This is a genomic window from Nodosilinea sp. LEGE 07088 (assembly GCF_015207395.1).
Lineage (GTDB): Bacteria > Cyanobacteriota > Cyanobacteriia > Phormidesmidales > Phormidesmidaceae > Nodosilinea.
In genome coordinates, this window is record NZ_JADEWX010000059.1 from 21,096 (window position 1) to 30,025 (window position 8,930).

At 58.0% G+C, this 8,930-nt stretch carries 10 protein-coding genes and 1 tRNA gene; 4 read left to right on the forward strand and 7 right to left on the reverse strand.

Features of this window, described 5'->3' with window-relative positions; translation table 11 throughout:
• Positions 1–96 precede the first annotated feature (96 nt).
• From IQ254_RS14675 to IQ254_RS14685, 3 genes are all read right to left on the reverse strand, one after another.
• Positions 97–170, reverse strand: a tRNA-Asp gene (locus IQ254_RS14675).
• A 91-nt stretch (positions 171–261) separates the two neighbouring features.
• Positions 262–549, reverse strand: a complete 288-nt coding sequence (locus IQ254_RS14680) for an MSMEG_0570 family nitrogen starvation response protein (RefSeq protein WP_193966903.1) — start codon at positions 547–549, stop codon at positions 262–264.
• A gap of 166 nt (positions 550–715) precedes the next feature.
• Complete coding sequence (locus tag IQ254_RS14685) at positions 716–2,431, reverse strand: peptide ABC transporter substrate-binding protein (protein ID WP_193966904.1); 1,716 nt, start codon at positions 2,429–2,431, stop codon at positions 716–718.
• Positions 2,432–2,661: 230 nt separating this feature from the next.
• Between IQ254_RS14685 and petN the strand changes: the two genes are divergently transcribed.
• From petN to IQ254_RS14700, 3 genes are read left to right on the forward strand one after another with little or no spacing between them, the layout of a single operon-like run.
• The gene (gene petN / locus IQ254_RS14690; protein ID WP_193966905.1) at positions 2,662–2,751 is read left to right on the forward strand and encodes a cytochrome b6-f complex subunit PetN; all 90 of its coding nucleotides are present in this window, start codon (positions 2,662–2,664) and stop codon (positions 2,749–2,751) included.
• An 18-nt stretch (positions 2,752–2,769) separates the two neighbouring features.
• Positions 2,770–2,937: a hypothetical protein gene (locus tag IQ254_RS14695; protein ID WP_193966906.1), complete on the forward strand. Its 168-nt coding sequence runs from the start codon at positions 2,770–2,772 to the stop codon at positions 2,935–2,937.
• 13 nt (positions 2,938–2,950) lie between these two features.
• Positions 2,951–4,303 (forward strand): 16S rRNA (cytosine(967)-C(5))-methyltransferase, encoded by a 1,353-nt coding sequence (locus IQ254_RS14700; RefSeq protein WP_193966907.1) that lies wholly within the window; start codon positions 2,951–2,953, stop codon positions 4,301–4,303.
• Positions 4,304–4,333: 30 nt separating this feature from the next.
• Here the strand turns inward: IQ254_RS14700 and IQ254_RS14705 are convergent, their stop codons facing one another.
• The 3 genes from IQ254_RS14705 to IQ254_RS14715 form a co-directional block, all read right to left on the reverse strand.
• The gene (locus tag IQ254_RS14705) at positions 4,334–4,582 is read right to left on the reverse strand and encodes a hypothetical protein (RefSeq protein ID WP_193966908.1); all 249 of its coding nucleotides are present in this window, start codon (positions 4,580–4,582) and stop codon (positions 4,334–4,336) included.
• 163 nt (positions 4,583–4,745) lie between these two features.
• Positions 4,746–5,357 (reverse strand): sigma-70 family RNA polymerase sigma factor, encoded by a 612-nt coding sequence (locus IQ254_RS14710; protein WP_193966909.1) that lies wholly within the window; start codon positions 5,355–5,357, stop codon positions 4,746–4,748.
• An 80-nt stretch (positions 5,358–5,437) separates the two neighbouring features.
• The gene (locus tag IQ254_RS14715) at positions 5,438–5,719 is read right to left on the reverse strand and encodes an NfeD family protein (RefSeq protein ID WP_193966910.1); all 282 of its coding nucleotides are present in this window, start codon (positions 5,717–5,719) and stop codon (positions 5,438–5,440) included.
• Between the two features lie 286 nt (positions 5,720–6,005).
• On the opposite strand from IQ254_RS14715, the gene IQ254_RS14720 reads away from it, so the two are divergent.
• Complete coding sequence (locus IQ254_RS14720; protein ID WP_193966911.1) at positions 6,006–8,795, forward strand: NACHT and WD repeat domain-containing protein; 2,790 nt, start codon at positions 6,006–6,008, stop codon at positions 8,793–8,795.
• On the opposite strand, the gene IQ254_RS31535 is transcribed toward IQ254_RS14720, so the two are convergent.
• A partial coding sequence (locus IQ254_RS31535) for a hypothetical protein (protein WP_228040735.1) occupies positions 8,751–8,930 on the reverse strand: 180 nt, incomplete at its 5' end. The two genes, IQ254_RS14720 and IQ254_RS31535, sit on opposite strands and share 45 nt — an antisense overlap.

An 8,930-nucleotide genomic window follows, 5' to 3' on the forward strand; every position in this document is an offset into this window, starting at 1 on the left:
AACCGGGCATGTACACGCTTAGGACAGATTTAGGACACAACCCATTGGGTTAGCTTGTGCTCTCAAGCGCTTTAAGCGGCAACTGCTTAACTAGAACGGGCCTGACGGGATTCGAACCCGCAACTTCCGCCGTGACAGGGCGGTGCTCTAACCAATTGAACTACAGGCCCATAAATTAGGCAATCTCTATATTGCTCTTTGGGGGAACTTTTGTCAAACAACTTTTTGGAGAAATTGCGGGGGATATTGTTTTGGCAACGATTACTCCAAAAACTGGAGCAACGTCACCCTAGGGTCGGGCAGCTGTTCATAGCGGCTAGCGGTGGCTTCAATCTGGCGGAGCTGCCCCAGGGCCAGACTACAGGGCATGCCATATTTGGCCTGAACGCGATCGCTGGCAATGGTGAGGGCCGTGCGCGAGCGAGCGACAAAGTCGGCCAGGGGGTAGGTGGTGGCCACGGTGAAGTAGTCTTTTACCACCAGGGAAGGCGAGTAGCAGGTGTCTTGGCTACCGTCGGGCCATTGAACTTGAAAGCGAATTTCAGGCATAGCGGGTGGATGGATGGGTAGGTGGGTAGGTGGGCGAAAGCAATCGGCCTGGGGAGAATGCCGAGCCAGAGACTATCCCAAACTAGGGGCGCAGGGTCTGCGCCCTTTAGAGAGATCCTAAACATGGGTATGGCCAGAATTTTCCTTAAAGCATAGGCAGGGATGTCTACGGGCGCTTCCAATCGGCAATGTTCCAGGTGCTGAGATCCCAGGGGGTGAGGTTAATCCCTTCGAGCTGGTTGCTGACGCCAGAGACATCGGCTCGGTGCACAATGGGCATTACCGCCGCTTCCTCAATCAGCAAGTCATTCATTTGCACAAATAGCTCTTGGCGAACTTGGGGGTCTAGGGTCGCCGCCGCTTGCTGCCAGAGGGCATCGAACTCGGGGTTGCAGTAGCGGGCGTAGTTACTCTTGGACCAGTTATTGGCTTTTTGAGCAATTTCATCGCAGGTATAGGTCTGCATGTAAGAGCCGGGGTCGGGGTTGGTGTTGCCTGTGGCAAACATTTGCAGATCGGCCTGAAAACGGTCTAGGGTTTCGCGACTGGCGGGGTCGCCCGAGAAGTAGACGCTGGCATCAATGCTCTTAAGCTCAACGCCGATGCCAATCTGCTCTAGGGACTGCTTGACGATTTCCTGGGTTTTTTGGCGCACCGGATTCACCGAAGTCTGAAAGACTACTGCCATCTCTTGCCCGTCTTTGTCGCGGGTGCCGTTGCCGTTGCTATCGACCCAGCCCGCTGCGTCGAGCAGGGCGGCGGCTGCCTCTAAATCGTAGTCGTAGCTGGTGTTTTCAGAAGCGTAGGGGCCAGGGGCCACTAAAAAGTTGGTGGTGGGCTGACCGGTGGGGCCATAGAGCTGGGTGGCAATGGTATCGCGATCGATCGCCAGGTTAACCGCCTGGCGCACCTGGGGGTCGCTAAAGAAAGGATGGGGAAACTCAACGCTGGAGGTCTCGCCATCGGCGGTGGCCTGGTTGGGGTCAGAGAAGTTGAAAATGATGCGCTCCACCAGGGAGCCAAAGTTAGCGACCACCTCACCCTGCCCAGCGGCCTCTAGCTGTTCGAGAATGGCGGCTTCAACCTGGAGGTTGTTGGCGTAGTCCACATCGCCGGTTTGCAGCACGGCTCGGGCCGCCGAGGTGGCGTCGCCGCCGCCCTTGAGCTCAACTCGGCTAAAGGCGAGCTGGTCGGCCTCGCGATAGTTGGGGTTGGCCTCATAGACAATCACATCGCCGGGGGTAAAGCTCACCACCCGGTAGGGGCCGGTGCCCACGGGCATGGTGTTAGCGGGGGCCTCTCGCCCGTTGGGGCCGTTGTAGTCGGCAAACATATGCTGGGGCAGCACCATGCCCTCGGTGCCAGTAAACACCAAATTCCAGGCCGGGTTAGGCTCTTTGAAATTGATTTTGACGGTGGTGTCGTCTAAGGCCTCAACGCTCTCCACCAGTTCGTAGGACCCCGCATTGACCGTGGCCACCTCGGGGTTGACGATGAACTCGTAGGTAAAGGCCACATCGGCGGCAGTAAACGGGGTGCCGTCTGACCAGGTGATCCCCTCCTTGAGCTTCCAGGTGACGGAGGTGCCATCCGCCGCGACACCACCATTTTCCAGGGTGGGCTCCTCTGCGGCTAAAAACAACACCATGTTGCCATCGGCATCAAAGCTGGCCAGGGGCTCTAGGGTAATGCGGCTGGCCTCAGAGTCTTTAAACCCGCTCGAAAAGTGAGGGTTGAGAATGGTGGGGGCTTGCCAGTAGAGCAGGCGCAGGGTGTCTGCGGCGGCGGGCGCTTCGGCCCCGGTTTCGGTCTGGGGAGTTGAGCGGCACCCGGTAACCAATAGCAGACACAGACCAGCAGCGGCGACGGCGCGAACGTTCATTGACAACCTTGAATCAACTAGGCAATACACTACAAGGTCGGGGGATCAAAATAGTAAGCAGCGCTACGATTAGTCAGCCAGGCGGTGGCAGCCTAGAGCGCCCTGTTTAAACCATAAGGCTTAGCCAGGGGCGATCAAACGCTGAGAAACTGAAGGATTCATGTCAGGCGGCAGCGCCGTGGCATTATGATAAAACTGCTGCGTTGTTTTGAGTTTTTAAGAAAACACCTATGGATATTCTGACCTTTGGCTGGGTTTCGCTGTTGGTGGTGTTTACCTTCTCACTGTCGATGGTGATCTGGGGTCGCAACGGATTTTAGTGAAGGCCTAACCCAGCTATGGAAGCAACTTTAGAAGCCCAAGCGTTTAGTATCTTGGCGACGGTGGCCCTGGTGCTCATGGTGGTAGTAACGGGCGGCGTGGTGTATTTAACCGCCGCCGATTGGCGCGATCGCAGACGCCGCAAAAACGACCAGGCACCCCCCAAACGCCGCGCCAAATCGTAGTTTGGTCAGACCTATGACGACTTCTGCGGCGGCCCTGCCCACAGCCCGACAACGGGTGCTGAACGTGTTGTTGCAGGTGCAGGCAGGCGCCTACGCCGATGTGGCGCTGCACCGTACCCTGGCCCTGGCCCCACTGAGCGACAGCGATCGCGCCTTTGCCACCGAGTTGGTCTATGGCACCGTTCGCCGCCAGCGCACCCTCGATGCGCTGATCGATCAGCTCGGTACTCGCCCAGCCAATCAGCAGCCGCCTGTGCTGCGGCTGGTGCTGCATCTGGGGCTGTATCAACTGAGATATTTAGCTGTGCCCGCCTCAGCGGCGGTGAACACCAGCGTTGATTTAGCTAAGGCCAACGGGCTGGGCCGTCTCTCGGGGGTGGTTAACGGCATTTTGCGCCAGTACGATCGCCAGGCCGCCAAGGGTGACCCGCTGGTCTTGCCCGATCAACCTGCCGTCGCTTTAGGCGTGGGCCACAGCTACCCCGACTGGCTCACAGAACTTTGGGTGACCCAGCTTGGCCCGCAGGAGGCCGATCAGCTCTGCCAGTGGTTTAACCAGGTGCCGTCGATTGATCTGCGGGTCAATCGCCAGCGCACCACCGTTGAACAGGTACAGGTCGCCTTTGCGGCGGCTGGTGTGGCGGTAGAGCCGCTGGCGGGGGTGCCCTTTGGGCTGCGCCTAGTCAATCACCAAGGGGCCATTACCCTGCTGCCAGGCTACAGCGAGGGCTGGTGGAGCGTACAGGATGCCAGCGCCCAGCTGGTGGGGCTGTTGCTTGACCCGCAACCGGGAGATACAGTGCTAGATGTGTGCGCCGCGCCGGGGGGCAAAGCAACCCAGATGGCTGAAATTTTGGGGAACCAGGGGAAAGTCTGGGCCTGCGATCGCGCCCCCTCCCGGCTCAAAAAAATTACGGCTAACGCGGCTCGTCTGGGTCTGGACAATCTACAGATCCGCCCTGGCAACAGCACGGATCTCACCCCGTTTCACCACCAGGCCGATCGGGTGCTGGTCGATGCCCCCTGCTCGGGCCTGGGCACCCTGCATCGCCATGCCGACGCCCGCTGGCGACAAACCCCAGAGAGCATTGCGGGCCTGGCCACTCTGCAAAGCGCCCTGCTAAACGAAGCCGCCCGCTGCGTCCAGCCCGGCGGCACGCTGGTCTACGCCACCTGCACCCTGCACCCCGCCGAAAACGAAGCGGTGATCGAGGCGTTTTGTCGGGCTCACCCCACCTGGCAACCGTGCCCGCCCCCACCGGACTTCGGCCACAATCTGGAGATTGCACCCGAGGGCTGGGTTAAGGTCTGGCCCCATCGCCAGAATATGGACGGCTTTTTTATGGTGAGACTACGACAGATCTAAAAGCTGGCAGGCCGCATTGACTGAGTTGCCTTAGCCTTCGTTTCCCTCAAGCTTTTGGCGCGACTCTCCCCAGTAGGCGCTAACCGTTATCACTTCCTGGGTACCCTTAATTTCCGAATGCCAGCGGTAAATGGTGTTTTTAGGATTGACCCCCACCTCAAGCAGCTTGGCTCCCATGTAGTACTCCATCGAGTCGCGGGTGCGCTTTTTAAAGAACTCAGACTGATCTTTGGGTACCGTGCGCGATAGGTGGGCCTGGGTATGCTTGGGCTTCGCCATGGACGTTCGTCAAAACTATAGAGTCAATTGCTCTTCATAATAACCAGAGAACGGGAATTGCTGCGGTGCGATCGCGCCCCCCAACCCCTGGCCACCGCCCAGATTATTTGGCCTCAATGAATCGCCCTAGCAGCAGCACTACCGTCCGCTGCCCCAGGGTGACTCATGCTTGGTCAAGCTCAAGCAATACTCGACGCAGCCGCTGTAGGGCTCGAGACTCTCGCTTTCTCAGCGCTGGTATCGACAGGGCAGGGGCAGCTTGAGACCTCAAGGTGTAGTGCTGTCGAATTTGCTCGTAGGGTTTGCCCTGCAAAAACTTCATTCGCAGGATGGCCTGGTCGTCTGGGGAAAGTCGATCTAAAGCTTTTTGCAGATAGCCCAGCTGTTTAATCAGCTCGGCCTCTGCTAGCCGTTCTCTAGCAGGCCGCACCAGATCTGACAGCATGGCTGACTTGCGGTCAGCCTTGACCGTAGCATCGACCTGATCGCGCAAAATATTGAGGCCCACATGCCGTAGCCAGGCGGCTGGCGTTTTGATCGGCTGGCCGTGGGTTTGAATGTGCTCGAGGCCGCGCTTCACGGCCTCGAGCATGACATCGTCAAGATCGACAGGGGCAACGTACCACTGCTTTGAAAATTGCAGCAAGAACTTATAAAGTGCCGTTCCTTTAAATTCATCGGGCGTGAGTAGATCACTCACCGACAGCATGAATTCATCCACAAATATTTCGATCTGCGCTAACTTCTGCTGATTTTTTTGGTCAGTTTTTGACATTTTTGTGCTCCATAGTTTTAAGTATAAATACGTTGGTCTTCTACATGCCTCCTTCTCAATGGAGAAGGAGGCACGACGATCTATGCGGCTATCTGGGGTATAGATCGGGCTGTAGACCGCACCGTATAGGTCAACCCCTGCCGACCGAGCAATTCGACCGTGGTGCCAGCCTCAATGGTTGTACCATCGGCACTGACGGCAAACCAGTCAGTAGCGGCATGGTGAAGACGCCCGCGCTTTGAGGGGGTGATGCGCTCAATAATCAGAGCGCGGTTGTGGGCGCTGAAGCTGCCGCCTTTGGGGGTTGCCTGTAAAGTTTTTGATCGATTAAACAGAACTGTGTTACGAATAGAGCCACGCATAAATCAGTCCTCCTGATAAGTCCTGGAATACCAATCACCTTAGGGATCGGTATCTATATTTTGCCTCCATATAATTTTTTATAAGGCAGCTAAAGGAAGTAATTTTAGCCAGGTAAATAAATCGCAAAAGTTTCCTTTTTGGAACCAGCAGGAGAGAAGTAAAAGGAAATTTAAGTCAAAGATTCCTTCGGCTTCAAGGCAAAAGGAATCAAAAGGAAACAAAAGGAACTGAGAAGTGCGGTACACTGCGTTGCAAGTCAGGGAGCAGACTTGCAACGCAGATATCATGACGGATATTGAGGAGATCGTCAGACTTGTCGATCTGGTCTACCTGAGGAAAGCCAAGGCTTCCCTCAAAACTATCGAAAATGAGATTTTGCGCGGTAGCCTGCTCGGCCAAGGCTATGGCGAAATTGCCCGCGCAGGCATATACACCTATGACACCGTCCGCGTAACTGGCCGCCAGCTCTGGAAGAAGTTAGGCGGAGTGTTGGGTGTCGAAGTTAGCAAAAGTAACCTGGGCAGCGTATTAAGCACCCGGATCGACAGTCTTCGCCAAATGGCGGCAGAAGAGGAGGCTGACGATGAATCTTCGGTTGGTGTACCGGATCCATCGGACGGTTCGGCAGCGCCCAGGCCTGAAGATGCGTTCCATGGAGAGGCTGGTCAGGCGATGCCGGCTGCCGAGCGGCTAGACGCCACCGACATTCTCTACGGTCGCGAGGCCGATCTGGAACGACTAAAAGCGACGTTGCAGGTCGATCGGGGCCAAATTGTGGTCTTGGGGGGGCGATCGCAGGCGGGCAAAAGCCCCTTGGTTCAAGCCCTAACTGAGGCGATCGTGGATGACTTTGAGCGGGTGGTGCGGTTTGAGGCCTTCCAGGTGCCCACGGTGGCAGCGCTAGCGGAGCAACTACAGAATGAGCTACAGGAGTTTGTTGGGCTCTCCCCGGCGCTGGCGCTGGAGCAACTGCTGCGTCAGCGGCGCTGGCTGGTGGTGATCGATAGCCTCGAGCATTTGTTTCAGCCCCAGGGGCTGGCCGGAGTATTTCGGGAAACATCAACCTGCTATGAGCACTGGCTGCACCAGTTGGCCAATCAGAGTCGGCTACAGGGCAGTTTGTTGTTGGTTAGCCGGGCCATTCCCCAGGTTTTGCATCGGTATCGGCGCACGGTGGCACGCTTGGATTTGGTCACCGTTACCGTGCACCAGTTGAAGGGCTGGCCCCTAGCCCTGGCCAGACAGTGGGTTGAACGCCAGGGGGTGAGCGCGACCTTAGAGACTACCTGGCAGCAATTGCTGCATTTTTGTGGTGGTCATCCAGAGTTATTGGCGACCACGACCGATCTCATTCTCAGTGAACATCGCAATGACATGGCGGCCTTTTTGCGCATGCCGGAGCGGGCCCTGTGGCAGTGGCGGCTGGTACTACAGCAAGAACTTACCCCCGTAGAGCGTGTCCTATTACCCTGGCTCGTGCTGCGCCCGTTAAGCTACGCCGACCTGAGGGAGTTGTGGATACCTCGATTTTTGCCCGAGCAGTTGATGGATGGGCTGGAATCCCTCGAACGTCGCCATCTAGTAGACGATGATCGCGGCCTATATTCGCTGCATCCTCTGGCGCTGGTGCGCTGCGCCGCCGATCTATGGGTCGAGCAGCTGTTCGACGAGTTGTGCCACAACCGCCTAGATTGGCTGCACTGGTGCCCGCTGGTGTTGACCCATGCCCCCGCTTGGCAGCAACAGCAGCAGCAGCAGTACGTCTTGGGCCCACTGGTAGAGCGACTGCAGCGCCAGTATCTCTCGGTGGCTGAACAGACCGCCCTGATCGGGCGGTTGATCGCCTGCGTCAGAGCGTCAGGCCAGGGTCAGGGGCCGGTGGGGCAGGGCGACTACGCCCTCGGCAATCTGCTCAACATCGCCGCCGCCTGGAACCTGCCATTTCAATCCTTTGATGTCTCGGGAGCGCGATTGCAGCAGGTCAACCTCAGCCAGGCCAATATCGCCAACTGGCCCGCCCGCGACTGTGAGTTTGTGGCCCCCGTCTTGCCGGTGCCGGTCTCGCGATCTCTTCGGGCCGCCATGGCGTCAACCGCAGATTGGCTGGTGGTTGGCGATCGCGAGGGTCGAGTGATCTGGTGGTCTGGGGTGGCCCCAGCCCTGGCCGTGGCCGGTCACTACCAATTTGATGGGGCGATCGCGGCGGTGGCCGTAACCGCTGGCGTGATGGCGATCGCGACCCAGCAGCAGGTGGTTGTTTGGTGGCCATCCCCCGCTGCCAGGCCCAACTCGCCGAGTACAACGCCGTCGACTTCTTTGCCGGTAGCAGCCCCGGTCACCTGCCTAGCCTTTGACCCTGCGGGCCGCTACCTGGCCGCTGGCCTGGAGACAGGCCAGGTGATCGCCTGGGACTTGTATCGTCAGGAAAGTTGCCTCGATCGGCCCAGCCACAGCTATCCAGTCAACCAGCTTGTCTTTAAGGCCGATGGCACTCAGCTCGCCAGCTACGATCTAGGTCGCCGCATTCTCTGCCATCGACTGGTCGATGGCGCTGAGCCCGTGGCAGCCCCGCTAGAAGAAAGTTTCTACGGCAGTTTTATCGGCATCGGTTGGCAGGGAAATGCCCTCTGTGCGATCGAGCGCATGGACAGTACCCAACAAGTGATTTGGCGCGATGCCCAGAGCAATCAACCGCTGGCCCACCCGGCTATCTGGGATCTGGCCGGGTGCAGCATGGATGGCCTCACCGTGGCCGGATACGACATTGACCAGGGACAGGTGGTCATCCAGCCGCGAGGTGCTGAGGCCCCCCCAATCTTAATTCGCGCTTTAGGGGGTCAGCGCCCAGATACAATCCAGCTCAGCCACGGCGGCGACCGATTGCTGCTGGGTAACGAAAACCAAGTGCAAATCTGGCACGGGGTGACCGGGCGATGTCTGTGGCAGCAGCAGGCTACCGATACAGCCTACAGCGGCGGGGGCTGTGACCTCTCGGGCTCAAGCGGTATTGCTCCCTGGCAGCAGATGCTGTTAGAGACCATGGGCGTTAGGTTTACTGCCAACCGCACTCCCTAGGGCTGGGGCCATTTTTAGGTTGCGGATTGCGTCTGGCGGCCAAAATTCTTCCTGGAGGGGTGCCCGGAGGGCGGGGTGGGTAAAGATAGCGACAAAAAATGAGCTTATGAGTACGGCATCAGGGCTTCTTCGCCG